The following is a 24,616-nucleotide window of genomic DNA, read 5'->3' on the forward strand; positions in this document are numbered from 1 at the left end:
CCGGAGTTAAATCCAATAGAGCAAGTATGGAGTTGGATACGGCAACACTGTTTATCTAATCGTGTGTTTAGTGGTTATGAAGAAATAGTCGAACAGGTTTCGCAAGCGTGGAATAAATTCATTTCTGTTCCTGATACGGTTAAAAGCATATGCTCTAGAGACTGGATAAAATTGACTTAATCTTTATGCAGATTGGTATAAGGAGGCAAGGTATCACAGAGACATTTTTAATGCCTTCATCAACATTGCCCATGTGCCAGCTTGCGTGATCAACTATGACCACAGCGTGCTCTCCATAGCGCGTCGCATCCGAAATGTGTTTGGTATTAGCCTAGAAGGTTGTTAAAATAAATTCGACTTCAATCAGCAAGCCATTGAAATAGAGTGTTATTTTCGGTTGTATTGTTCACTCTGAGTTCTAACAGGGAGCTTATTGAGTTAGATTTAAGATCTAATATTGGATTGCCTTTATTTTCCTCCAAAGTAACATTGTTTTTAAGACCTTTTTCGGTTACTTCACAGGTGCCATTTTTACAAATAACATCAGGTTCTGGTCTGAGGAGCTGCTTATCTGAAGTAATAATAACATACCGATCATCAACCTTAGAAGAATCTTCAAAAGCCTTAAATTTTTCAGCCGAAAATCTTGGCACTATTCCCGCTTTTATTTCTATCATATGTTGTAGAAATTGGTAACTACCCCTATGAGACAATGCACTTAAACCTGGTTCAGTCATAAACGAAATGAAACCCTCATCTATATCAGATGAAGATAATTTTTTCTGACTATCAAGAATATTATTTATCGTAGCTTGATCTTTATCCGTAAAGCTGACCGCAAGCTGGTATCCTTCACCGTTGAAGTGTCCATTATTAAAATTATTAAGTATCTTCCCATCGTCATGCATTCTGTAACCACCAAGATCACTGGCAAACTGACGGATATACTTAAAATCTATATTATTATTATCAGCATATTCATAGATATCAGCTAATAACTCTCTATCTCCTTGTGTCAAAAATTCATAAGAACTTCGCATTAAGTTAGATAAGGACATCCCATCAGCGCCGCTTAAAATTTCTGATTCAGTACCACCAAAAATATCCGTCACCATAGCTTCATAATAATGCTCAGACCGGCTTATATTTTTGCTTTTTTCTAAATCCCGTTCATCTAAAATAGACTCGAACTGTGATGTTACTTGCGAGCTATATTCATCGGAAACCATCGCTTTACTAAAAGAAGAAAAAGAGTTCAGATGAGATAATAGTAATTCTTCAAATGATGCTAGTGCGGTAACGTTACTTTCGTATTTAAGGCTGTCTCGTTTTAGGTTTGATAGGTTTTGCTGATCAAGTGTGTGCCATCTTTCATATGCAGCTACCCTCTCTGAGCTGCTAAATGTATTACTTGTGTCTAATGCTATCGTCTCAAGTTTTGATTTGGATAAATGTTCAAATTCCCATTTTGCTGTGGCAACCTCATCACTATTTATTTTTGCATTTGAAGAGAGTATTTCCTTATGTAGAGATAAATTTTGCTGACTTAATTTAGAAATATCAATAGAGCTTTTGGCCTTACTTAATTTCGACGATAATGAAGAAACCGATGCATGTATTTCTATATCCTTACTTTTTTTGGGGTCAGATTGTGGCTGAGGAAAAGCTTTTCTCGCATTTAACAAACTTCTCTTGATATCAGGTATATCCATACTATTGACCCTCTAAACGAAAATAGACTCCTTTGATTAAATTTGGAGTCTAAGGTGTTAATTAGTTAGTTGTGTAGTTAAAAGTTATACTTTCTATTCTATTTGGTGTTGAATAATGGAAAGTACCAGTTGCTTCAACTCTATGAACAATTGATACTTGAATACCTGGTTTGAAGCTCTCACCATTAAATACTGTTACCTCTCCAGTAGAGTTTGGCACAATTGGTTCGCACTTAATGGGATTGTTGTTATATGCTCGATAAAAGCACAATTCAACAATCTCGCCAAAAGAATCTGGGTAATTTGCAGATGTGTAATTAATCCCAGTAATTTTACCTGTTTTACTCTCAAGTGGAATATCTCTTAAATCGCCATGTAATATAGAAAATAGAGATGATGACAGACCACCGGCAGAGCTTAATACTAGCATCCTGCTTTGTACCTTTTTTACATTATTTTAATGAGGCAACATTGTCAATGTAATAAGAACAAATTATTCAATCTGGTTAGCTAGGCCATACTATGTAATGGATATTTGTACGTTTAAGTATCCATTATTAAATGATCACTTTTTTAAATTCAAATGAGAGGGCACCCAACTAAATTACAAAAACTATTACTAGGTTTACTCGCTGATCTTATGCTTATAAAGCAGAAGAGCTGAGCGCTTCATGTTTGTGTGGGAGTTTGTCGACTATGAATGGGGATCCCGTGTCGAGACTGTAGCTGTCATCTAGCTAATTAAAAGTTGAGTGCAGTAAAGCATAGCCTTTGACCTTTAGAAAATATTATCTTGTTGCAATTTCCTCCTTGGTTTACTTTCTGAGCTGTGTAAAACTAGCTGGGTTAATTTAGTAAATCAGGTGACATGAATGTCGAATATAAAAGCTTGGAAACTTATCAGTTTATTTTGTTTGGTAAGCTTACTTATGGGCTGTCAATCGAAAGAAGAGCAGTTACAAGAAACAATTAAACAATCTATAGCTAAAGCTGAAGTTGAGTTAGCAGGACTTGGTAGTGCCTTAGATAACGGCTCAATTCGTAATGCCGCTTTATTAAGCGAATATGGCCGTATACTTAGCAATGAAAAGCCAGAGCTAGCTAAAATTGCTGGCGTGCTCGTGCAAGATGCAACTCGAAAAGGCCCGCTTTACTCAGGTTTGCAACAACGCTTAGCTGATATCAAAAGTACTTACCTTATTCCTCCTTACGATGAAACACTGCAAAATATTGATTTGTTGCGAGATGCTGCAAAGCCCGCTTTATTTTCGGATGCTTTGACCGATCCTATTAACATGCTTGCTGATATGTCGGGTGGCTCGCTTGCGCGTGTCGGTGCAATCAGTCAGCAGGCTGAAGAGGTTGGTGAAGGCAACCAGTTAGTCGGCAATCCTAATTATGGTAATTGGCAAACTAACAGTAGCGGTATCAGCTTTTGGCAGTGGTATGGCATGTACCGCATTTTAGGTGATGTATTTGATCGTGTTGAATATGGTAGTTGGAGCAAGCGCCGTAAGTATAGTTATTATAATGATTATGGTCGTGCGCGTTATTCTAGCCCTAAGCAAATTAAAGCACAAACCGCCGTTGAAACACGTACTAAGCAATCGTATCAACGCCAAGGTAAGCAATTCACAAGCCCTTATGCATCTAAAAAAACCGGGGCTTCTGGGTTAAGTCGTAGCAGTTATACACCACCAAAAAGTCGCAGTAGTTACTCCAAAACCAGTAGCTATAGTAAAGACTCGGGATCGGTCAGAAACAGCAATAATAGAACCTCTCGCGGTGTCAGTCGCGGTAAGTAAACGGCTATTTAAAGATTTAGTGTTGGAGTTTAAAGAATATGTACGAATTTAATGGAATAACTATGTGGTCACTACAAGCAATCGCGATTGATTTTGCGATTATTATTGCACTGTTTGTGAGCCTTAAATATATCAAAGGTTGGGTATCTAACTTACATGCCAATGATGAGATCACTGAGCGTGATAATTTTGCGTTTGGTATTAGCTTTGCTGCTGGCTTAGTTGCTTTAGCAATTGTGCTGACGGGTGTAAGCAGTGGTGCATTTGCAGTGAGCTTACAGCAAGAAGCATTGCAAATGGCAGCTTATGGTTTGTTAGCTATTGTGCTAATAAAGCTTGGGCACTTTTTTCAAGATAAAGTGGCACTGCGCAAAGTCAGCTTACATGATGAAATAGTGAAGGGTAATGTAACTGCCGCGGTGATTGATTTTGGCCATGTTGTGAGTGTGGCAATCGTGATTCGCTCAGCGCTATTTTGGGTGGCTACAGAAGGCTGGCATGGTTTACCAATCGTTATAGCAGCGTTTATTATTGGTAGCATTGCGTTATTGCTCGTGAGCCAGTATCGCGTACAACTATTTAAGCGTACTAACCGAAGTGGAGATTGCCTACAACAAGCAATTGTTGACGGTAACTTGGCTGTTGGTATTCGCTATGCTGGCTTTTTAATCGGTAGCGCGCTTGCGCTTACTGCGGCTTCAGGTATCGCGCCTTATGCTGCAGATAGCATTAACACCAGCTTGATTTTCTGGGCGATTAGCGCTTTGATTAGTTTAATTGCATTTATCGTACTGCATTTAATTACGATTAAAATTATCCTTTCAGGTTGCGATATATCAGACGAAGTGAACCGTCAAAAAAATGTGGGTGTAGCAACTATTTCAGCGGCAATCTCGTTTGCTGTGGGTATTACCATGGCAACTCTATTAGGCGCGTAAAACTTGTCACATTCTAAGCAAAGCCCAAGTAAGTACTCCTTACTTGGGCATGATTTTTTATTAATTACTGTTATGGCCATACTCGCTGGGTGTGGCCTTATTTATGAATATCTGCTATCTCATTATGCCGGACGAGTTTTAGGCTCTGTAGAGAGCGCTATTTATGCGATGATAGGCACTATGATCGTAGCAATGGGTATAGGGGCTTTTTTAGCGCGTTGGTTTAAGGATGCCTTTACCGCTTTTGCTTGGCTTGAAAGTCTTATTGCACTTGTTGGTATGGGTTGTATCTTAGCTATAGCCAGCGTTATTGCTGTTAGTTATTCTTTACCGCATATTTTTTCTGACATTTTTAATCTACCAGCTGATGTAATTCTTAACGGCTATGTTTTTCAAAAACTCCAAGAGTGGTCACGATTCCTACCTTATGTATTTGGCTTATTGTTAGGTCTATTAATCGGTATGGAAATTCCACTTATCGCTCGCATACGTCAGCATGTTTATGGTCGTTTCTTAGAAAATAATGCAGGCACGATCTACGGTGCCGACTATATAGGTGCAGGTATTGGAGCGGCTATTTGGGTTAGCATTATGTTGGCTATGCCAATCATGCAGGCTGCGGCATGGACTGCGCTATTTAATATTATCGCAGGTTTGGCATTCTTATGGCGTTATCATAGCTATGTCCGTTACGCCAAACTATTACTGGTATGTCATATCGCTTTACTGGTGTTATTTGGTTTTATTTTAATGCTTGGTAGTAGCTGGATGAAAGATTTAAGTAATGTGCTTTATAAGGATAAAGTTATTTATTCTGAAGCGACGAAGTATCAGCATCTAGTGTTAACCGAGCGATTGAGCCGCAATCAACCCGATCCAATTACCGATCTTTACTTAAACGGCCGCTTACAGTTTTCTAGCATTGATGAACAAATTTATCATTCAATGTTAGTGTATCCGCCATTATTAGCCTCGAACCGTCACGATAATGTATTGATTATAGGCGGTGGTGATGGGTTAGCACTAAGAGACGTATTGAAGTGGCCTGTTAAAGAAGTCACCTTAATTGATTTAGATGCCCAGTTACTTAGTTTATTTGGTCATGATGACGATGAATTTAATCCTCCGGCAGCTATTCATGAGCGCTTAACTAAACTTAATAAGCACTCAATGGCTGATCCTCGATCGCATATTAAAGTGGGTGATGCTTTTCTTGAAGTAGAGCGGTTACTTGATGAAGGTAAGCGTTTTGATACCATCATTATTGACTTACCTGATCCGAATCATCCCGATTTAAATAAAATGTACAGTGACTATTTTTATAATCATATCCGTCAATTACTAGCCGCAGATGGTGCAATGGCTGTGCAGTCAACTTCGCCTTATCATGCTAAAAAAGCATTTTTAAGTATTGGTAAAACAGTCAAAGCGGCAGGTTTTAAGCATGTTGAGCAATACCAGCAAAATATTCCATCATTTGGACAATGGGGATGGACGATTGCAACCACCACAGGTCAATCTGCAAGTGCGAGAATTAGCGATATAACAAGCTTACCAGTTGCTTCTAGATGGATCAGTAAAAAATATTTATTGGCAGCATTCGTATTCCCCAATCATTATTTTGAACAAATAAATGATATTGAAGTCAATCAATTAGGCTCAGGTAATTTATATGATTATTATCGTAGTGCATGGCAGATAGAAAGCGAATTGTATAAAAATTAATAAATCATGGTTGACATAATATGTCGACCATGCGAATCTTAACTCAGACATAATATGTCAAATGACAAAAGGCAGAGACATGGAATTAAATGAACTTTCAATAAAACTAGCATCTTTTGAAACTGAAGGCGCTAACTTTGAGTCTTTCTTGATTGCCAATCCAGGCGAGCAAGATGTGTTGCAAGTCATAGTAGATGGCAATGATGAGCTTCCTATTTTTGTTACTCAGACACAAGAGCAGCTGTTATGTATTAGCTATTTGTTCGCTGATGAGGAAGTGAAGCCTGAACTACGTGATGAGTTGAATGAAACCTTATTACGTTTGAATGTACCAATCCCGCTGAGTGCATTTGCGAAGATTGATGATAAATATGCGATCTTTGGTGCTTTGTCGGTTAATTCATCGTTTGATGATATTACCCATGAGCTAGTTACTTTAGCTGATAATGCCATCGATGCATTAGAAGCGGTAACCATTTATTTAAACGATTAACAGCTAGCTATTTTAAGTGGAGTTAAGATTATGAGTATTTTAAAAAAGTTATTTACAGCAGTACGTGGCGGCGCGCGTGAAGCGGGCGAAGCAATTGTTGACGCGAATGGGATTCGTATCTTTGAACAAGAAATTGCTGATGCGCAAAACGCGCTGCAGCGTGCTAAAAAAAGCCTAACTGAAGTGATGGCTAAAGAAATGCAAACGAAGCGTAAGATTAGCGCATTAGATGCCTCAATTGCTGAGCACGAAGCGTATGCAGGTCAAGCACTTGAAAAAGGTAATGAACCGTTAGCGCTAGAAATTGCTGAGAAAATTGGCGACTTTGAAGCTGAAAAAGCAGAGCATGATCAAGTGTTAGCTGGTTTTAGCAATCACATTGTAACGTTGAAGCAGCAAGTAAAAGATGCTGAAAAATCGATCAAAGAAAACCAACGTCAGCTTACTATGGTTAAAACCACTGAAAGCGTGCAACAAGCAACAATGGCAGTAAATAGCACACTTAATACTAATAGCTCGTCGATGACGAATGCACGCCAATCACTTGAGCGTATCAAGCAACGTCAACAAGATCGTAGTGACCAGCTTGGTGCTGCTAAAGTACTTGAAGCTGACACTAATGGCGATGATCTTAAAGCTAAAATGGCTGAAGCTGGAATTGGTGATAGCAATCCAAAAAGTGCAGATATCTTAGCGCGTATTAAAGCGAAGCAAAACGGCTAACGCGCAATTACGATTATTAAAAGGTAACTTATTATAAGTTACCTTTTTTGCTTATGAGGCAGTCTATGTTTAACTTCTTTAAGTCTAAAAAAGCCCCTGAACGCCAATTAAATCACCCTAGTGAACTTAAAAAAGGTGATATGTTCACAGTGATTGATTCGTTTGCTTACCCAAGTTGGCTAAAAGGCCAAACATTGCGCGTTACCGATGTGCAAACTTATCAATATCAGCACAGTGCAGATTATGAGCTAGTACTTGAAAGTGATGCTGGCAAGGTGGTTTTTTTGCAAATAGAGCGCAGCGATGGTGAAGAGTGGGCGAATTTTTCAATCAAAATCCAACGTGATGAAGTGGATGAAATCTTCACACTGGATGAGTTTGCGCGCATCTTTGACGAAGATGATTTAACCTACATAGAAGTGAAAAATACACCAGAGCGTTACATGCAGTTTTTAGCTAAAAGCTATCAACAAAGTGAATCACCATTTGTGTGTTATTTTCATAATAAAGATTATCGTAGCCAGCCATTACCACGCTATGAGCAAGAAGGTGGCGAACCATGCGAAATGATTTGCCTTGAGTCGAGCGATGGAAGCCATGGTTTAAACATTGAGATTTGGGATGGTGGAGAAACTGAAGTATCACTCACTTTAACCCGACCAATCACAGACATTGTTGATCTGTTCCCTGGAGATGCGCAGTGAGTAATGCAAAAGATAAATGGTTACGTCAGGAGCAGGCTGTAAGAGCCACGCAAATGGCGTTTGATCTTAGCAGTGAAGTGCAAAAATCGATAAAAAAGCAAGCCATTGATCAAGAGCTAACGCCATCCGATATGATCCGCAAAATTTTATCACTTGAGGTTAAATCAAAAAAAACGCGTCAACGTTTATCATTTAACCTTAATGATGAAGAAATAGCATTACTTGCTGAACGCTTTGGCGTTGCCCCAGATGATAAGCGGGCAGTAAAACAGCAAGTTGCTGAGTTACTGATTGCTCGAACTAGTAAACGCTAGGTTTTGCCTTCTGATTATTAAGCCCTTACACTTAGGGCTTAAATTATCAAATAATGAGTTGTTGTGAATATTATTTTAATCGCCTATCTACTAATTTTTGCTTTGTTTGGCACGGCAGCGAGTTATTTCTTACGGTTTATTTATGCCTATTGGGTTAAAAAGCAGATGCCGATGCATTTTATTTTTAAAGCAGGGATTTGTATTGTGGCGGTCGTGGTAATTTCCGCGCTGATCCCATTATTGGTATAGCGCGGTTGCAGCAGAGCGACTATTTTAGCTCAAACGACTGGCATTGCTGATCAATACATAATGCTTGCACAGGTAAAACCGGTAAACAATCATTTAAACCATTGGTTTTATTATCGGCAGTTTCTTGCTGAGTAATTTGATCCGCTAACTGTTCTGCATTTTCTTGTTGTGTGTGCAAGGTTGAGTACACTACATAGCGGCTTGGACCACCACAGGCGCGTTGGCCTACTTCAAGCACCTTACATTGAAAACTCGCGGTACAGCTATTATCTTGCACCAACTCAGCCAATGCGCTATTTAATTTAGATACATTTGTATTGCCGTTTGCTGGTGTTGAGTCAGAAGTGCTGACACAACCACTGAGGATCAGCAAACTGGCTGTTGTTACTAAAAATTTAGAATATGATGAACGACTCATATTGGTTTCCCTTAATAAACACTTGTCGCAGAGCTTTCTAGTTTAACACATTTATTTTCAATACACTGAGCCGCAGGGGCCGTCAGGTGCTGACAAATACTGATCATCTTGTTCTGTGCATTAAATTGGCTTTCAAGGCTGGTGATCTGCTGAGTTAACTTTTCAACGGCTTGCTCATTGGCCGTTTTATTAGAGTAAACAATATAGCTACTAGGGCCGCCGCACGCACGGCTACCAACCGGTAATACTTTACATTGAGAGCTGTTATCGCAGTTTAGATCTGCAATTTGTGTCTGTAATTGCTGGTGGACCTTTTTAATGTTATCTCTTGTTGCCGGAACTTCTGTTTGCGGATTTAACTTAGTCGCTTGATTATTTTTAACTAGCGCTGCAGGAGCCGGGCTAAGTTGGTTGTTATTCGGGGTCGCAGCATCAGAACAAGCCGATAAACATAACGGCAGTAGAAGCGCGATAATAAATAAGCGCATGATAAACCTTCATAGTGGTGAACAAGTAACCACCATCATACACTTTGCAGATAACACAGCAATAAAAACTATGGCATTCAAAGGTTAAACCCGACGCTAAGGACGGGTTTAATATTTTTATAGCCCGCCTTGGGTTAATTTTGCGGGATTGAGTAAAGTTTCCAGCTCACTACGTGATAGGTCAGTTTCTTGCTCAGCAACATCAAGAATTGGACGGCCATCTTGATATGCTTGTTTGGCAATTTTAGCTGCTTTAGCATAACCAATGACTGGATTAAGCGCGGTCACTAATATGGGGTTTTTGGCGAGTGCTTTGTCGATATTGGTGTGTTTCACTTTAAAGGATCGAATCGCTTTATCAGCTAATGCTTGACTACTATTTGCCAGTAACTCAATACTTTGCAAAATATTGTAAGCTATTACAGGTAACATTACATTGAGTTCGAAGTTACCTGATTGACCTGCAACAGTAATAGTTGCGTCATTACCAATCACTTGTGCACTAACCATGGCTGCCGCTTCAGGGATCACAGGATTTACTTTACCGGGCATAATTGATGAACCGGGTTGTAAAGCTTCAAGTTCGATTTCACCAAGGCCAGCTAGTGGACCTGAATTCATCCAACGTAGGTCGTTTGCTATCTTCATTTGTGCAACAGCGAGCACTTTTAGCTGCCCTGATAAAGCGACAATGGTGTCTTGCGAACCTATGTTATAAAAAAAGTTCTTGCTTGGCACAAAGCGTACACCGACGTTGGCACTGAGATTTTTACAAAATTGCTCAGCAAACAGGGGATCGGCATTTATACCAGTACCAACGGCTGTGCCTCCTTGCGCTAAAGCAGATACCCCTTCAAGGCTATAGCGGATCCCTGCCATTGCACTATCAACTTGGTGTTGCCAAGACCCTAGAGTTTGCGCAAATGTCACTGGCATAGCATCCATCAAATGAGTTCGACCCGTTTTTACGATTTCACCTATTTCTGACTTTTTGCGCTCCAACGTTTGGGATAGCTGATCCAGCGCCGGAAATAGTTCATACACCACGTTAATTACACTGCTTACAGCAATAGTGGTAGGGATCACGTCGTTAGAGCTTTGCCCCATGTTTACGTCGTCGTTGGGATGGATAACCTCATCACCATAACGACTTGCTAAAGTTGCAATCACCTCATTAGCATTCATATTAGTGCTAGTACCTGACCCTGTTTGAAATATATCAATAGGGAAGTGTTCTAAATGTTCGCCATCAATGATCTCTTGGCATGCGCGCTCGATTAACTGTGCTTTATTTTTACTGAGATGACCTAGCTCGTAGTTGCTTTGCGCTGCGGCCTGTTTGATATAAGCAAGAGCGGTAATAAACTGTTTTGGCATTACTAAATCGCTAATGCGAAAGTTATTTACAGCACGTTGAGTTTGCGCTTGATAAAGTGCATCTGTAGGGACTTGTAATTCGCCCATACTATCTGATTCGGTTCTAAATTCGCTCATGAAAACTCCTAGAAAGGGTTAAATTCGTGACTGAGAATACGGGCTTCACGCTCTAGTATCAGGTATTTCTTGATACTATTATGACTTCTATAAAAGCGCTTTAATGCCAGTAACGGTTTATAAAGTTGCTCTAAACATTGTTTGCGAATTGCACAATGGACTAAAGAGTCGCACATTTTGTTGAGGATTTCATGGAAAGTGCGTCTTAGATAGAGTTCTTGCAGCAATAGACTGTGGTTTTTTTCGTAATGACGTGCAGCACTCAGGCCAGCTTCAATGTAATTTGCCACTAAAGCTGGCGCATGTAGCCCTGGTCGCGGGCAAATACATTTCATTTGCTGTTGATAATAAAGCATAGCGTGATGTTCATGCATAAGAAAAACCGATTAACTGTAATGGTAATTATTATCATTACAGTTAATCGGTTTCGGTGCAAGTCACAAATTGTAAATATTGGCGGAAGGTGAGTTTTTTAATTGTAGCCAAGAATAAATATTTGGTCTGTTTCATGTTTTAACGCCTGATTTTGTTGATTTGTTTGCGATAGTAAATCAATTACAGTGGCACGTTCATCACAGCCTATTTTATCTGTTACTGGTTTTTCACTTGCCGCAATTGCAGCGTCTAGGGCGGTATAAGGTGATATATACATAATCTTCTCCGTTTGGTTGATTCAATTAGATAAATGCATAACTCATACCATGCTCAATATTTTTTTTATTACTTTGAATTATATAGTTTTTATATAAAATTAATTATTTAATAGCGACATCTGTTGCAAGATTTGCTTTACTAATGGGCATACTTTACCAATCTTGGTGCATCTGTATTGAGATGCTTGGAAATATATATGACGAAACCTTTCTCGCAAGCGTGTGAAAATAATAAAAATCCAATATTAAGCGTCATCACAGCATATTTAGCACAAGTCGAGAGTGTGTTAGAGGTGGGATCAGGTACGGGGCAACACAGCGTGCACTTCGCTGCTAATTTGCCTCACTTACAATGGCATACCAGTGATCGCTTGGTTAATCATAATGGTATTAAACAGTGGCTTGATGAAGCAAAGCTAGATAATTTGCACGCACCGGTAGAGTTAGATCTAAATCGCCCTTGGCCAATAAATACCGTTGATGCTATTTATACCGCTAATACGTTACACATCGTCAGCAAACCGTTAGTTGAGCAGTTTTTTACAGGTGTTAATAAGCATTTAGCGTCAAAAGGTCTCGTGTGTATTTATGGCCCATTTAAATACAACGGCAACTTTACCAGTGAAAGTAATCAGCGTTTTGATGAATTTTTAAATCAGCAAGACAGCCAAAGTGGCATTCGTGATTTCGAATGGGTACAGCAATTAGCTGAGCAAGCAGGGTTAATGCTTGTTGATGATATTGCGATGCCTGCTAATAATCAGTTATTGATTTTTAAACGTCATTAGTTATCAATCTTAAAAGGTAATAATTCAGTGCATTGCTGATGATAGATGCGCATATGCTGACGCTCACGTTGTAAGTAATCTGCTATCGCAGGGCTAAAAGTAGCATCCATTACGGCATGTACGGAGTGAGTAAATACCGGTGCAAAACCTCGTGCTATTTTATGCTCGCCCTGCGCACCTGAGTGAAAACACTGAAGCTGATGTTTAATACAATATTCAATACCTTGGTAATAGCAAAGCTCAAAGTGCAGGCAATCAATTTCTGCTATAGCTCCCCAATAGCGCCCGTATAGTGTGTCATTATTTTTAAAGCTCAGTGTTGCAGCGACCACTTCGTGATCATGGATGGCATGCATGATCACCAGTTTATCGGCCATTAAGGCATGTAACAAAATAAAAAAGTCATGATTTAAATAACCCATGTGGCCAGAGCGTTTTAAATAAGTGCGTTGGTAAAATTCGCAAAACTGGCTCATCACAGCTTTAGTTATCTGTTCACCTTGCAGCCATTTAATACTAATATTTTGCTGGGTTATTTTATTACGTTCTTTTTTCAATACTTTACGTTTTCGTGCGGTTAACTGCGCTAAAAAATCGTCAAAAGTAGCGTAGTTTTGATTTTGCCATTGAAACTGCACGCCAATACGATGCATACCTTGATGTGGTGTGAGTTGAGAGACTTGCAGTTGCGAGCAAAAGTTAATGTGCCAGCCAGACCAACCTTGTTGCTCACATTGAGCTGTTAAAGTCTTTGTTATGTACTGATACACTTGTTCTGGGTGTGAGTGTGCAATCGCAAGGCGTTGACCTTCAATAGGGCTAAACGGTGAGCCAGATAACCACTTAGGGTAATATTCTAAACCATGTTGCTGGTAAGCTTCAGCCCATGCCCAGTCAAATACATATTCGCCATAAGAGTGACTTTTTAGATAGCCGGGTGCTAATGCCACCAAAGTATCATTTTGGTAAATGGCTAAATGTTGCGGTTGCCAACCAGACGCGGCTGATACGCATTGGCTTTGTTCTAATGCAAATAAAAATGCATGATCAGTAAATGGATTATCGGCAAAAAACTGCTGCCAAACAGCGGTATCTATTGCACTGATACTGGTTAACCAGCGGTGACTAAATATACTCATTATTGATTGCCCTGCGAGCCTTCAACCTGCTTTATAAACTGTTTTATATAGAGTGCTTGCTCAGTAAAGTAAGGGTTGTAAGTCAGACGTTGAAAGGTTGGAAATGCTGCAATATTTTCTGCAGTACGCTCGCCAATATTAGGTTTTTCGGTCGTTTTACATTGCTTATACAAAGTATCATCATCGAGGTAACTGCCGCAATTGCGATAAGCGCCAGCAATACCGTAGTAAGGGTTATCAGGTGAGTTAACTACGGCAATATGAGAAATACCATGAATGTTTTTACAGATTGTATTTTTGCACTGTGGATTTAATACCCTATAGCCTTTTGGAAAACCACTGGTAATGGTTGTTTTATCACCGTAAAAAACCAAGGTATCTAAGCTATTTGCAGGGCGTATTTTTACATCATGCAAGGCGCTTAACAATTGCAGCGATGCACGGGTATCAATGGTGGTATCTATATCACTCATCACTGAAAAAATAGCCAAGTTTGGTAATTGACGCTCGATTAGTTCTGGTAACGCGATTGAGCGCATAACATCATCGGCTGCGGTTGCAGCATTAAATGGAAACGACTCATATTTAGCAAAATCAATATCGGCGTCTTTATCTATCCAATTCACAAAGGGAATACGGTCAATCCACTTCGCCAGCCAACCATTTTTATTGTGTGGTTCAGTGGCGGGCGAAAATAGCATCAGTGCAGTTATTTTTGGGTCAACGGGCTCGACAGTTAAATAATTAAGTAATAGGGCTGCGCCTGTAGAGTAGCCACCTAAAATCACCTGATCAAAATCTTTTATAGTACGTTTAATTGCATAGTCTACAGCTTGCTGCCATTGTTTGGCATTAATACTGCTTAGTGCATTAGCTGCGGTGCCATGGCCTGGTAACAGCAAAGTACGTACGGTATAGCCTTGTTGAAAGTAAATTTGTGCCAAGTCATGATAGGTAAATGGAGAGTCGGTAAGGCCATGAATTAATAGAACTGCTTTGTGGTTGTTATTTTGGCGTAATTCAAATGGCGCTATAAGATCAACTATATTAGGGGGGCTAGTGCGTTGCTGTTGTTTAACTAAAAGCTGATAGGTATCAGTTAAAATAGGGCAAGGCATTGATGCGCGCGGGTTTGCCGCTAAAATATGTTGGTATGCAAAGCTTAAATAATCACTAAATGCTTGCTCACTATGATAGGAAAAATCCGTATTAGCATTGCTTTTTTCAAACCGTAATAGGCCCTGCTTTTTGCTGTTCATAATATAGTTTAAATCAGTTAACTGAGTAACGCAGTTGGTTTGGCTGATAGCAAGGCTAGAGGTTGTTATTAAAGTGAGAGTTAGTAATATTCCATTAAGGCTCATAAACATCTACATAATTGATTAGGCACTCGGTTAGCTTATCGAGTTCGAGGGGTTTTGCAAGATGCTGATTAAAACCAATTGCTAAGGCATTGGCTTTATCTTCAGGCATTACATCAGCAGTTAAGGCAATAATTGGTAATTGCTCAGTACTTTTAATTTGACGTATCAAGGCGGTGGCTTGGTAACCGTCCATAATCGGCATTTGGCAATCCATTAATACTAAATCGAAGTCATTTATTTTAACTTGTTCTACTGCTAATTCGCCATTTTCAACCAGTGTTGGGGTAATCCCTAAAGAGCTAAGCATTGCTTTTATGACTAATTGATTGACGCTGTTATCTTCTGCAACCAGTATTTTTAGTTTACTTAAGTCAACATGCTGGTGTACGTGCTTTGCCGTTACTTGTTGCGCTGCACATGTATTTAACTCGACAGACAGAGTAAAAGTAGAGCCCTTACCTGGCTCGCTTTGTACGCTGATATCTCCAGACATTAATAAGCTAAGTTCTTTTGCGATTGCTAAACCAAGCCCTGTGCCACCAAATTTACGTGATGTTGAGCTATCGGCTTGGGTGAACGCATCAAATAACTTACTTTGCTCTGATGGCGCAATACCGATACCCGAATCCTTAATAGTCAAGGTGATTTGACGACGTCTATCGGTGATCTCCTTGCTGTATGCGCTAACACTTACTTCACCTTCATAGGTAAACTTAATGGCGTTACTACATAGGTTTAATAAAATTTGCTCAATTCGCATAACATCACCTTCAAACCAAATATCGGTTGGTAATTGGTTATCAACTTTCCAGTGAATGCCTTTTTGTTCTGCGCTTTGCTCGAACATACTACTGATCCGAGCAAGAAGCGCATTCAAATCAAAAGGAGCGACTTCTAAGGTGAGCTTTTGTGATTCAATTTTAGAGATATCGAGTACATCATTGATTAAACTTAACAATGATTTAGACGCTAAATTAATTTTATTTAAATAATCAGAAAGAATTTCAGGGCTATCTTCATTTTTAGCTAGGGTTGAAAAGCCAATCACAGCGTTAAGTGGGGTGCGAATTTCATGGCTCATATTTGCTAAAAATCGGCTTTTAGCCTGATTTGCTAAATCAGATTGCTGTTTAGCTTTAACGAGCGAGCGAGTACGCTCTGCTACCAAGCGTGAGAGTGCAAGGTGCTGGTTATTAAATAACAGTAATATCAGTAAAATGAGTGAGCTTACAATGACCTGTAGAATAATTAAAAAGAGTGTCATGTGATTAGTTTGATGCGGTAGGAACTCATCTTTAATCGTTAAATCAACTAGCCATGTTTGCCCTGCAAAATTAATCGTGATGGTTGTAAGCTTATTGCTTTTGGTCGGCACATTTTCGGCGTTTGAATAAAACGGGTTGGTAGCATTGGCTTCATAAATAGCGATATTAAACATCTTATTTTGTGCTTGCGTAAGCGATTGAGCAAGTATGTTTTCCACTAAAAATACACCTGTTGCGTAGCCTTTAATTGAGGCAACTTCATTATTTTGTTGATACACCGGAGCAAATAATAAATAAGCGGGCTCAGGTTGTTGTGCTTGCACTAATTGAATTATTTTAGTGCCTACAGGGCGATTTTTGATGCGTGGGTCGAGTAAAGTCTCACGGCGATCTTTACGAGAATTGAGGTTAAAACCAATAGCGGATTGATTTTCTGAAAAAGGGGCGATATAGGTAATAATCACTAATGGATCGTCGTTTGATAATGGCGCTCCTTTAATACTCGGATCAAAGTTATATGAATTATAAATTTCATCGAGCTGCTTGTTAAAATCACTGACCTGAGCTGGGGGAATTTTGCGATTCCATGAAAATGCTTTAATAAATGAATGCTCAGCCAGTAATTGGGCACTGTAGCTATCAAACTCTTGCTGACTTAAAGTTGGTGTTGATTGAATTTGGCTCGCAAGGCTTTGTACGGTTATTTGGCTAAGATTTAAATTGCGCAGTAAACTGTTTTCAATGATAGATGTTTCACGCTTGGCAATTTGTATCGCATTTGAATAAGTCTCTTGGTTGTATAGTTTAGTGGTTAAGGCGACAGAGACGAATAATACCGAGCAGACTGCGATGGTTGGCAATGGGGTGACGTAGTGTCGTTTAAATTTAGGCTGTAGTAAGGCCAATAAAAAGGGGGTTGCGATCAGCACACCGAGTGAGTCACCTAACCACCAATAAGTAACATTTTTCCAGTGATTTTCAATGCTGTAGGCGGGATTAAATTGACTTAAAGCATAGACTCCAATATTGGCCGATATGAGGCTGACGACAATACCGACGATAAAAATAAAATAAATAATCGATTGGCGTTGTTTTAAATACAGCGGATGGCCTAGCCAGTACTTTAAAAGAGCAGCGCCAATCATGCCTTGTAGCACGGCGCCTAAGCCGATTAGCAGTACTTGTTCTAGCGTATTGCCAATTAAAACCTGATCAGTGATCGGGTTATCACCGGTACTTAAATTAAAGGCGACAGAGGCAATAAATAATGCCGGCATAAAACGCCACCACCAGATAAAACAGCCAACTAAGGCAATACCAGCAGGGAGCCAAATAGGGATGACTTGTGATTGAAAGGCAAAATTAGTTAATAACTTACCAGTTGCAAAATAAGCAACAGCAAACGATATGTAAAAAACAAAAGAACTGGATGTTGAACGAAAAATCTTCACATGCATCCTTGTTAAATATTATTTTTATAATGATATTTCAGTATAGCGAATCGACACTAAATAGTATTATTTTTTAAAGTGGTAGCTGCCTTTTGCTAAATGTTTGCTTTAAAACCACTGTAGACTCAATGTTAGCAATACAATCAATACTCCCAAGCTTATATTTAACAAAACTTTCGTAGCTTTCTAAATCGGTAGCAATAATCTTCAATAAGTAATCATAGCTTCCTGATATGACAGAGCACTCCAGTACATGATTCAGTTTTTCCACGTGTTCTTCAAACATATTTGCCGCACTGGCGGAATTGTGGCTCAACCGCACAAACGCATAGACCAGCACTTTTAACCCGAGTGCGCGTGGGTTTAAGGCTGCGTGATAGCCAGTGATCACCTTACTTGCTTCAAGTTTTTTTATACGCCTTAAGCAAGGGGTATCCGATAAGCTTACAGTTGTTGCAAGTTCTGATACAGAGGTACGCGCATTGCTTTGTAACAACGTTAGTAATTGTTGATCTTTTTTATCTAAACTCATAACTATGACAATAAATTTTATTTAATAGTGATTATAGAGTGAATATCACTAATTGTATGGATTTTAATTAGTGGTTTTGCTGATTTGTGCTCTATGTTATCTGTTAACATTAATGCAATAAACTTTGGTGTGGAGTAATATCTGTGAGTAATAATACCCAGGCATTTGATGAGTGGCTCAGAACCCGCTTTGTAGAAATTAATAGTCAACTAGAGGCTATCTATTGGCAACAAGAAGATAAAGCTAACGTAGAATTTGTCGGGGAGCAATTTAAGCATCAGTTAGAGGCTGAGGGTAATGCGCATATTCGTAAGTTACTAGCAGAAGGCAATACTGACGAAGGGTTTGATCGTGCGTTTGATTTACTTGGCAATGTAGGATTATTTATGGCGGCTTGTCGACGCCATGAGATCACTGAACCATCGCGCGAAACGACCTCGCCTTTAGTCGAGGCCTCGGCACTAGCTATGCATATTGGTGCATCAATAGGGGTTACTCCGCGCTTTGCGACGGCTCATTTAACCACCCATAATAAGGCTATTAATGGCCTTTATAAGCGCTTTACGGATCTGCCAGATGAAAAATTATTCATTGATTACAATACCAAAGGGATTTTAGCCTATAAGCGAGCAGCTGATGCATTATTAAAAATTCAGCCATTAGGTATTTCGCATCCGCTATGCGGTGATTTACTTAAAGTTGCCAAGCAGGCGTTAGTCGATGTGATTGAATCGAATACGGCTTTATATAATCAGTTAGACACCGAGCGATTCTTTTTCTGTGTACGTCCTTACTATAAGCCGTATCGGGTTGGCAAAGAGGTTTACCGTGGAGCCAATGCGGGAGATTTTGCCGGAATTAACGTTATAGATATGCTGTTAGGTTTATGCTTTGCCAACGAACCGAGTTATTCACAAATGCTGGTGGATAAATTTTTATATATGATGCCTGAAGATCAGCAAATTCTGCGAGAGTCTATGCGTATGCCAAGCATAATGGATGACTTTTTAGCGGCAGGAGATACCCGCCATAGCTCGTGGTTTAAAACCAATGCCAAGTTGTTTATACAAGTATGTAAGCTGCATGGCGATACTGCAATAGGTCATCATAATCAACTGGTTAGTAAGTTTATAGCTCAGCCAGCTCAACACATGCAACAGCAACATATGAATAAAGTGACTGCCAGCGGTCCGCCATTGCATGTGTTATTGGATTCTCTTGAACAATTAAGAGATCGTCGAGCTGCAGCAAAGCGTGATGATATAAGAACTCGTTATGATGATTTAGCACAATTAAAGCAATGGGTGAGTAATTAATATGTACAAAGATGACTTTAATCTTGCGGCAGGCTGTTACTTGCTAAATCACTCTGTTGGCCGTGCACTGAAAAGCAGCCAAGATGATTTTAACCAGCATTTTTTTGCTCCTTGGCAAGCGAGTAATAAAGAGCCATGGCAACAGTGGCTGCCAGCCATTGAGCGCTTTACTCAGGCGCTCAGTACATTGTTTAATTCACCGAGCAGGCAATTTTGCCCACAAGTAAATTTATCGAGCGCTTTAACAAAGTTAGTTATGTCGCATCCTCGCTTACAGCAAGCTAATTGTAAGGTGTTGATGGCGCAAAGTGACTTTCCTAGCATGGGGTTTGCAATGCAAAAAGCGCTGGCTAGTAGCGCTGAAATAAAGTTTATTCCTGAACACGTAGATTTAACTGATAGCGTGCAATGGCAACAATATATTCAAGCAGATATTGATTTAGTATTTATCAGTCACGCTTATTCAAATACTGGCCAGCAAGCGCCCGTAGCTGAAATTACGCAACTGTGTAAGCACGTAGGCTGTTTGAGTCTTGTTGATGTGGCGCAGTCAGCTGGTGTATTACCTCTAGATTTAAGCCAAGTTGATGCTGATTTTATGATTGGTTCCAGCGTTAAGTGGTTATGCTCAGGTCCAGGTGCGGCGTATTTATGGGTAAGCCAAGCGCAATTAAATGTGTGCGAACCACAAGATGTAGGGTGGTTTTCACATCAAAATCCATTTGAGTTTGATATTCATCACTTTGCTTATCATGATAGCGCATTGCGTTTTTGGGGCGGCACTCCATCGATTGCGCCATTTGTACTCGCAGGGCATAGCATTGGTTACTTTGCTAAATTAGGTGTTGCAACAGTGCGAGCGCACAACTTGGCGCTACTTGAACAATTAAGTGCAGAGTTTAGGCCATATTTGGTTTCACCAACAACGCCAGAAAAATGCAGCGGTACAGCTATTTTAAATTTTGGCGAGCAACAGCCGGCGGTATTAAGCGCACTGTCTCAGGCGAACATAAGTGTCGATGCGCGAGCATATGGGGTGCGAGTTTCACCGCATATTTATAACAACAGTAGTGATATAGCACAGCTAATAAAAGTGGTTAAACAAACCCTAAGCTAAATTTATTGGCTTAGTTGCGTTTTAAACGCTTTTAACGCATCAATTTGTTGCTGATACTGCTTTATTTTCGGCTCAATGCGTTGCTCAGCTTGTGCTGTTCGTTTTGCTATCGCATCAGCAATTGAGTTTGCACCCATTTTATTTGCAGAGTCTTGCGTCATATAGTTTATTTTGGTTTTTTGTTCTGCAAGAGTATCTTGAAGTTGCTTTATTTCTCGTTGATAAACTGCAATTTCACGATCAATTTTTTGCATCGCAACATAACTATCTACAGACGCCATGATATCTTTGCTTTGTTGCGTATTAGATGCTTGGGTCACATTAGTTGGTGGAATTTTTATTTCTTTAGCATCGTCACCACAAGGTAGTTGACTAAAGGTAGCCACGCCATCAACCGTGCATTGGTAAGCAGCCGTAGCCACAGCTGCTGGTGGTATCAGCATCGCTAAGGCACAAACCATTGTTAACTGAAGTTGTCGCAAGTACACTTATGAATCCCTAAATTTGCATTAAAATATCTAGTGCAGCTAGTTTATCAAGTTTGTTAATTTGAATCGCCAATTAATCGTTGCTATTTATTAGTGAATTTATTTTCCTTATAACGGTGCCTTTTGCAGTGAAAAATACCCGAGCAAGTGACGCATAGTGTTAGCTTGATCTGCCATTTGTTTTGCCGCAGCCATGGTTTCTTCAGTCATCGCTGAGTTTTCTTGGATCAAGGTTGTTAGACGTTGTACCACAATATCTACCTCTTTAATTGCCTGTTGTTGGGTAATCGAAGAGCTATTGATAGACACTATCATATGGTTAACATCAGCCACAGCGCTGACAATTTGCTTTAGTTTCTCACCTGATGAATTAGCAAGGGCGGTACCGTGACTAATTTTTTGGTTGCTGTTGCTTATTATAGTTTTAATTTGTTTCGCCGAGGTTGCGCTACGTCCAGCTAATTCTCTAACCTCATTGGCAACGACCGCAAACCCGCGACCATGCTCGCCAGCTCTGGCAGCTTCTACCGCTGCGTTGAGAGCTAATAAATTGGTTTGAAATGCTATTTCATCAATAACAGAGACAATTTCATTAATATCCTTACTGGAATTATTGACCTCAACAATGGCATGAACCGTTTGTATGGATAGCTCGCCCCCTTCGGTTGCGCTCATTTGAGCGTTTTCTGCAAGCTTAACCGCTTCGTTAGCTTGCTTAGCAATGGCTGCTATTTCATCCAGCATGTTACTGCTGCTGGCACTGGCTTCTTCTAAATTGGCTGCTTGCTCTTCAGTGCGTTGACTTATTTCGGTGTTACTCTCTGCTATCTCTGCGGCGCTTTGTGATACTCTTAAGGCAGAGTCTTGGATGCTGCTAATAACACTGGTAAGTTTTTCAATCGTTTGATTTACATCTGCTTTTAATGTAGCAAATACACCTTGGTAATCCTGCTGTACTTGTTGATTTAAATTGCCTTGAGCAAGCCCGCTTAATACCTTAGTTACCTCTGCGATTGCATCTGCGGTGATGGTCAAAGAACTGTTCACATCATTTTGCAGCTGCGCTAATTGGCCTTGCATGTTTGTCTCTAGTTGTTGATTAAAATCACCGCTACGCATAGCTGCCATAACGCGCGCGAGTTCAGCAATAACAATACTCAAATTGCTAATAGAGCTATTTACATCATCTTTAAGTACATTGAGTTGGCCATTCATATCGCTATCGATTGTCTGCTCGAAGTTACCTTTACTGATCGCCAGCATAACGTTTGATATTTCACTTACAGCAGTGTCTAAACCCATAATTGAGTTATTAATATTATGCTTTAAAGTTGATAATTGGCCATTGGCACTGCAATTTACTTGTTGTTTAAAGTTGCCAGCATTTACGGCTGCCATAACATCGTTAATATTTTTAATGATTAACGCGAGATTGTCGACGCTCGCGTTGATATCATTTTTAAGTGTGGCTAACTGGCCTTGTAGAGGTTGCTCAAGGTGTTGTGAAAAATCCCCATCGTGAAGTGCGCTCATTACGCGGCTGATATCACTTACCGCTCCGGCTAAACTGTGTACTGAATTATTCACACTGTTTTTTAATTGCGCCAAAGAGCCTTGTGCGGCTACCGTAACTTGTTGTTTAAAATCACCATGTTCAATATGGCTCATCACCCCGACAATTTCAGTAATGGTGCTATTTAGCGATTGCAGTGAGCCATTTATATTTTGTTTTAAGGTGGCCAACTGTCCCTGCATTGGGGTTGTTATTTGGCTATTAAAATTTCCTTGGCTCATCTCATCTATAATATGATTTAGTTCACTCATTGCTTGCTCTAGCGAGTCTGCGCAATTATTTGTGGCCTGTTTTAAGGAATCTAATTCGCCTTTGCAGGGCGCACTAATTCGGTGGTTAAATTCACCTGCGGCCATCTTATTCATAACCGTATTGGTTTGGGAAATAGAGCTTTGCAGCGCATCAAGCAGGCAATTAAAAGCGCTTGCCGATGAACCTATTTCATCATTCGAAAGCACTGGCGTTCGTACCGAAAAATCACCTTTTTGTTCAACGTGACGCATTGTGTCGACCAGTAATTGCACCGGGCGGGTCAGTGAACGAGCAAACCAAATAGCGACCAGAGTGATGGCAATAATCGATATGATTAAGGTGCTAACGAGAATCGTCGTTAAATGACTGACCGTGGCAAAAGCTTCGTTTTTATCTATTTCAGCCAGTAATGACCACTGTATACCTAATACGTTAATGGGTTGATAAGACGACAGTACTAAGGAGCCACTATAATCGGTGATTACTTGCTGACCTTTTTTTCCTTGCTGAGCAAGCTCAGTTGCCAGCGTTTTTACTTTACCTATGCTTGGGTAGCGAAAAGAATTTACGACCGAATGGTTTTCGGGGTCGAGAAAGGAGTCAGAACGCATTAAAAAATCAGGTCCGACTAAATATGTTTCGCCACTTGAACCTAAGCCTGCCCGCTCAGTCATAATGACATTCAGGGCATCAATGGATAGTTGAAAAACCAAGGTGCTAGTATGTACGCCTTGGTTATAAATCGGGGTGGCGATAAAACTAGCTGGTGCATTATAAGATGGCAAATATTGCTGATAATCTACAAAGGTAATTTCATCTTCATTGATCATTTTTGCTTGTTTAAATGCCAATGCTAGGTTGCTATTAGCATAAGGTCCATCAAGTAAAGAGGTGGCAAAGTCAACTTCTTTGTAAACAGAGTAAATCACTTCAGCACTGCGATTGTCGATGATAAAGACATCATAAAAATCAAATTTTTGCGCAAAGTTTAGTAAAAAACTATGGTATTTGCTGTGTAGTAGATTGTAGTTATTGTCAGCACTTGCCTGTGCTAACTTTGCTTTCTCGCCAAGTGGATATGGATTATCTGCTAGGTATTGTGATTGCCAATATTTAGCTGTGGGCGAAAGTGTAGAAAGCAGCTCAGAAGTTGGTAATTTATCTTCGTTTTTAAGCCGGTATTTAGTATTAAAGTCATTGTGATAGTAATCTGCCAACTGTTGCTCTGCGGTGCTGTCGAGGGCGGTGGTATAGGGCTCTTTAAATGCACGGCTAAGTTCATCGGCTGCGGTGTGGAGTAAAGGGCTTTGTGCTAAAAATAATAATTGCGCATGTATATCGGCAAAATGCCTTTCAATGGCGCTTTTTTTAATTTCACTAACCGCTTCTAATTGAGCGTAAGTTTGTTTATTTAAAGCAGTCGCCGAGTTATACAGCGCAAGACTGATGGCAATCGTCAAGGGAATTAATGCAACGAGCAAAAAGGCAATAACAAGCTTTTTAGTCAAGCCGATATTACGTACAAAATCTCCGAATGAACGGGTTTGGTTAGCCATAACAACATCCTTATCAAAGCAAAGCTGTAAACCTAATACAGGTAATTAAGATTTAGTGT

24 protein-coding genes and 1 pseudogene are annotated in these 24,616 nt (G+C 39.9%); 12 read left to right on the forward strand and 13 right to left on the reverse strand.

From position 1 onward, the window contains the following. A pseudogene (locus H5186_RS05085) lies at positions 1 to 180 on the forward strand (IS630 family transposase); the annotation flags it as partial. Positions 181 to 359: 179 nt separating this feature from the next. On the opposite strand, the gene H5186_RS05090 reads toward H5186_RS05085, so the two are convergent. Next, positions 360 to 1,712, reverse strand: coding sequence for a hypothetical protein (locus tag H5186_RS05090; RefSeq protein WP_182794211.1), 1,353 nt, complete (start codon positions 1,710 to 1,712; stop codon positions 360 to 362). 61 nt (positions 1,713 to 1,773) lie between these two features. Further along, the gene (locus tag H5186_RS05095; protein ID WP_182740657.1) at positions 1,774 to 2,142 is read right to left on the reverse strand and encodes a hypothetical protein; all 369 of its coding nucleotides are present in this window, start codon (positions 2,140 to 2,142) and stop codon (positions 1,774 to 1,776) included. 442 nt (positions 2,143 to 2,584) lie between these two features. Between H5186_RS05095 and H5186_RS05100 the strand changes: the two genes are divergently transcribed. The 8 genes from H5186_RS05100 to H5186_RS05135 all read left to right on the forward strand — a co-directional run bounded on the left by H5186_RS05100 (position 2,585) and on the right by H5186_RS05135 (position 8,663). Further along, positions 2,585 to 3,517 (forward strand): CHAD domain-containing protein, encoded by a 933-nt coding sequence (locus H5186_RS05100; protein ID WP_182794212.1) that lies wholly within the window; start codon positions 2,585 to 2,587, stop codon positions 3,515 to 3,517. A gap of 38 nt (positions 3,518 to 3,555) precedes the next feature. After that, complete coding sequence (locus H5186_RS05105) at positions 3,556 to 4,455, forward strand: DUF350 domain-containing protein (protein ID WP_182719302.1); 900 nt, start codon at positions 3,556 to 3,558, stop codon at positions 4,453 to 4,455. Between the two features lie 3 nt (positions 4,456 to 4,458). Further along, positions 4,459 to 6,180: a polyamine aminopropyltransferase gene (locus H5186_RS05110; RefSeq protein WP_182794213.1), complete on the forward strand. Its 1,722-nt coding sequence runs from the start codon at positions 4,459 to 4,461 to the stop codon at positions 6,178 to 6,180. 79 nt (positions 6,181 to 6,259) lie between these two features. Further along, complete coding sequence (locus H5186_RS05115) at positions 6,260 to 6,673, forward strand: YjfI family protein (RefSeq protein ID WP_145242701.1); 414 nt, start codon at positions 6,260 to 6,262, stop codon at positions 6,671 to 6,673. 30 nt (positions 6,674 to 6,703) lie between these two features. Further along, positions 6,704 to 7,396 carry a PspA/IM30 family protein gene (locus tag H5186_RS05120; protein WP_145242702.1) on the forward strand — a complete coding sequence of 231 codons (693 nt, stop codon included), beginning with the start codon at positions 6,704 to 6,706 and terminating at the stop codon, positions 7,394 to 7,396. 65 nt (positions 7,397 to 7,461) lie between these two features. Further along, on the forward strand, positions 7,462 to 8,100 hold the full coding sequence (locus H5186_RS05125; protein WP_182719304.1) for a hypothetical protein: 639 nt from the start codon (positions 7,462 to 7,464) through the stop codon (positions 8,098 to 8,100). After that, on the forward strand, positions 8,097 to 8,414 hold the full coding sequence (locus H5186_RS05130) for a hypothetical protein (RefSeq protein WP_145242704.1): 318 nt from the start codon (positions 8,097 to 8,099) through the stop codon (positions 8,412 to 8,414). The genes H5186_RS05125 and H5186_RS05130 overlap by 4 nt, the downstream gene beginning before the upstream one ends. A gap of 63 nt (positions 8,415 to 8,477) precedes the next feature. Continuing rightward, complete coding sequence (locus tag H5186_RS05135; protein WP_145242705.1) at positions 8,478 to 8,663, forward strand: hypothetical protein; 186 nt, start codon at positions 8,478 to 8,480, stop codon at positions 8,661 to 8,663. Positions 8,664 to 8,682: 19 nt separating this feature from the next. On the opposite strand, the gene H5186_RS05140 is transcribed toward H5186_RS05135, so the two are convergent. The 5 genes from H5186_RS05140 to H5186_RS05160 form a co-directional block, all read right to left on the reverse strand. Beyond that, a complete protein-coding gene (locus H5186_RS05140; RefSeq protein WP_145242706.1) occupies positions 8,683 to 9,081 on the reverse strand; it encodes a hypothetical protein in 399 nt (132 codons plus the stop codon). Between the two features lie 11 nt (positions 9,082 to 9,092). Beyond that, positions 9,093 to 9,569 carry a hypothetical protein gene (locus H5186_RS05145; protein WP_145242708.1) on the reverse strand — a complete coding sequence of 159 codons (477 nt, stop codon included), beginning with the start codon at positions 9,567 to 9,569 and terminating at the stop codon, positions 9,093 to 9,095. 117 nt (positions 9,570 to 9,686) lie between these two features. Continuing rightward, entirely contained in the window at positions 9,687 to 11,063 is a 1,377-nt protein-coding gene (locus H5186_RS05150; protein ID WP_149983353.1) for a lyase family protein, read from the reverse strand. An 8-nt stretch (positions 11,064 to 11,071) separates the two neighbouring features. Next, positions 11,072 to 11,437 carry a hypothetical protein gene (locus H5186_RS05155; RefSeq protein WP_257325145.1) on the reverse strand — a complete coding sequence of 122 codons (366 nt, stop codon included), beginning with the start codon at positions 11,435 to 11,437 and terminating at the stop codon, positions 11,072 to 11,074. Between the two features lie 98 nt (positions 11,438 to 11,535). Further along, positions 11,536 to 11,715, reverse strand: coding sequence for a hypothetical protein (locus H5186_RS05160; RefSeq protein WP_182719308.1), 180 nt, complete (start codon positions 11,713 to 11,715; stop codon positions 11,536 to 11,538). 198 nt (positions 11,716 to 11,913) lie between these two features. Between H5186_RS05160 and H5186_RS05165 the strand changes: the two genes are divergently transcribed. Further along, a complete protein-coding gene (locus H5186_RS05165) occupies positions 11,914 to 12,504 on the forward strand; it encodes a DUF938 domain-containing protein (RefSeq protein WP_145242714.1) in 591 nt (196 codons plus the stop codon). On the opposite strand, the gene H5186_RS05170 is transcribed toward H5186_RS05165, so the two are convergent. The 4 genes from H5186_RS05170 to H5186_RS05185 form a co-directional block, all read right to left on the reverse strand. Beyond that, positions 12,501 to 13,643 (reverse strand): GNAT family N-acetyltransferase, encoded by a 1,143-nt coding sequence (locus H5186_RS05170; RefSeq protein WP_182740653.1) that lies wholly within the window; start codon positions 13,641 to 13,643, stop codon positions 12,501 to 12,503. The two genes, H5186_RS05165 and H5186_RS05170, sit on opposite strands and share 4 nt — an antisense overlap. Beyond that, complete coding sequence (locus H5186_RS05175) at positions 13,643 to 15,007, reverse strand: carboxylesterase (protein WP_182740652.1); 1,365 nt, start codon at positions 15,005 to 15,007, stop codon at positions 13,643 to 13,645. The genes H5186_RS05170 and H5186_RS05175 overlap by 1 nt, the downstream gene beginning before the upstream one ends. Further along, the gene (locus H5186_RS05180) at positions 14,997 to 17,723 is read right to left on the reverse strand and encodes a CHASE domain-containing protein (RefSeq protein ID WP_182794214.1); all 2,727 of its coding nucleotides are present in this window, start codon (positions 17,721 to 17,723) and stop codon (positions 14,997 to 14,999) included. Before H5186_RS05180 ends, H5186_RS05175 begins: the two co-directional genes overlap by 11 nt. Before the next feature lie 73 nt (positions 17,724 to 17,796). Next, a complete protein-coding gene (locus H5186_RS05185; protein WP_182785165.1) occupies positions 17,797 to 18,255 on the reverse strand; it encodes an Lrp/AsnC family transcriptional regulator in 459 nt (152 codons plus the stop codon). 143 nt (positions 18,256 to 18,398) lie between these two features. Here H5186_RS05185 and H5186_RS05190 point away from each other — a divergent pair, with 143 nt between their 5' ends. Both H5186_RS05190 and H5186_RS05195 read left to right on the forward strand, forming a co-directional pair. After that, complete coding sequence (locus H5186_RS05190) at positions 18,399 to 19,571, forward strand: monodechloroaminopyrrolnitrin synthase PrnB family protein (protein WP_149983347.1); 1,173 nt, start codon at positions 18,399 to 18,401, stop codon at positions 19,569 to 19,571. Between the two features lies 1 nt (position 19,572). Next, a complete protein-coding gene (locus tag H5186_RS05195) occupies positions 19,573 to 20,688 on the forward strand; it encodes an aminotransferase class V-fold PLP-dependent enzyme (protein WP_182719313.1) in 1,116 nt (371 codons plus the stop codon). A gap of 2 nt (positions 20,689 to 20,690) precedes the next feature. On the opposite strand, the gene H5186_RS05200 is transcribed toward H5186_RS05195, so the two are convergent. Next, a complete protein-coding gene (locus H5186_RS05200; RefSeq protein WP_310736256.1) occupies positions 20,691 to 21,176 on the reverse strand; it encodes a DUF4124 domain-containing protein in 486 nt (161 codons plus the stop codon). Positions 21,177 to 21,284: 108 nt separating this feature from the next. Beyond that, entirely contained in the window at positions 21,285 to 24,557 is a 3,273-nt protein-coding gene (locus H5186_RS05205) for a methyl-accepting chemotaxis protein (RefSeq protein WP_182794215.1), read from the reverse strand. Positions 24,558 to 24,616: the final 59 nt, after the last annotated feature.

Origin of the sequence: Pseudoalteromonas sp. SG41-2 (genome assembly GCF_014164535.1) — a bacterium.
GTDB classification, from domain to species: domain Bacteria; phylum Pseudomonadota; class Gammaproteobacteria; order Enterobacterales; family Alteromonadaceae; genus Pseudoalteromonas; species Pseudoalteromonas rhizosphaerae.

What these genes read in the sequence shown, in the direction of transcription:
- H5186_RS05115 (WP_145242701.1), top strand. Translation starts at nt 6,260, where the DNA reads ATGGAATTAAATGAACTTTCAATAAAACTAGCATCTTTTGAAACTGAA.
- H5186_RS05170 (WP_182740653.1), bottom strand. Translation starts at nt 13,643, where the DNA reads ATGAGTATATTTAGTCACCGCTGGTTAACCAGTATCAGTGCAATAGAT.
- H5186_RS05165 (WP_145242714.1), top strand. Translation starts at nt 11,914, where the DNA reads ATGACGAAACCTTTCTCGCAAGCGTGTGAAAATAATAAAAATCCAATA.
- H5186_RS05090 (WP_182794211.1), bottom strand. Translation starts at nt 1,712, where the DNA reads ATGGATATACCTGATATCAAGAGAAGTTTGTTAAATGCGAGAAAAGCT.
- H5186_RS05140 (WP_145242706.1), bottom strand. Translation starts at nt 9,081, where the DNA reads ATGAGTCGTTCATCATATTCTAAATTTTTAGTAACAACAGCCAGTTTG.
- H5186_RS05175 (WP_182740652.1), bottom strand. Translation starts at nt 15,007, where the DNA reads ATGAGCCTTAATGGAATATTACTAACTCTCACTTTAATAACAACCTCT.
- H5186_RS05195 (WP_182719313.1), top strand. Translation starts at nt 19,573, where the DNA reads ATGTACAAAGATGACTTTAATCTTGCGGCAGGCTGTTACTTGCTAAAT.
- H5186_RS05205 (WP_182794215.1), bottom strand. Translation starts at nt 24,557, where the DNA reads ATGGCTAACCAAACCCGTTCATTCGGAGATTTTGTACGTAATATCGGC.
- H5186_RS05185 (WP_182785165.1), bottom strand. Translation starts at nt 18,255, where the DNA reads ATGAGTTTAGATAAAAAAGATCAACAATTACTAACGTTGTTACAAAGC.
- H5186_RS05105 (WP_182719302.1), top strand. Translation starts at nt 3,556, where the DNA reads ATGTACGAATTTAATGGAATAACTATGTGGTCACTACAAGCAATCGCG.
- H5186_RS05150 (WP_149983353.1), bottom strand. Translation starts at nt 11,063, where the DNA reads ATGAGCGAATTTAGAACCGAATCAGATAGTATGGGCGAATTACAAGTC.
- H5186_RS05145 (WP_145242708.1), bottom strand. Translation starts at nt 9,569, where the DNA reads ATGCGCTTATTTATTATCGCGCTTCTACTGCCGTTATGTTTATCGGCT.
- H5186_RS05125 (WP_182719304.1), top strand. Translation starts at nt 7,462, where the DNA reads ATGTTTAACTTCTTTAAGTCTAAAAAAGCCCCTGAACGCCAATTAAAT.
- H5186_RS05095 (WP_182740657.1), bottom strand. Translation starts at nt 2,142, where the DNA reads ATGCTAGTATTAAGCTCTGCCGGTGGTCTGTCATCATCTCTATTTTCT.
- H5186_RS05120 (WP_145242702.1), top strand. Translation starts at nt 6,704, where the DNA reads ATGAGTATTTTAAAAAAGTTATTTACAGCAGTACGTGGCGGCGCGCGT.
- H5186_RS05100 (WP_182794212.1), top strand. Translation starts at nt 2,585, where the DNA reads ATGTCGAATATAAAAGCTTGGAAACTTATCAGTTTATTTTGTTTGGTA.
- H5186_RS05155 (WP_257325145.1), bottom strand. Translation starts at nt 11,437, where the DNA reads ATGCATGAACATCACGCTATGCTTTATTATCAACAGCAAATGAAATGT.
- H5186_RS05160 (WP_182719308.1), bottom strand. Translation starts at nt 11,715, where the DNA reads ATGTATATATCACCTTATACCGCCCTAGACGCTGCAATTGCGGCAAGT.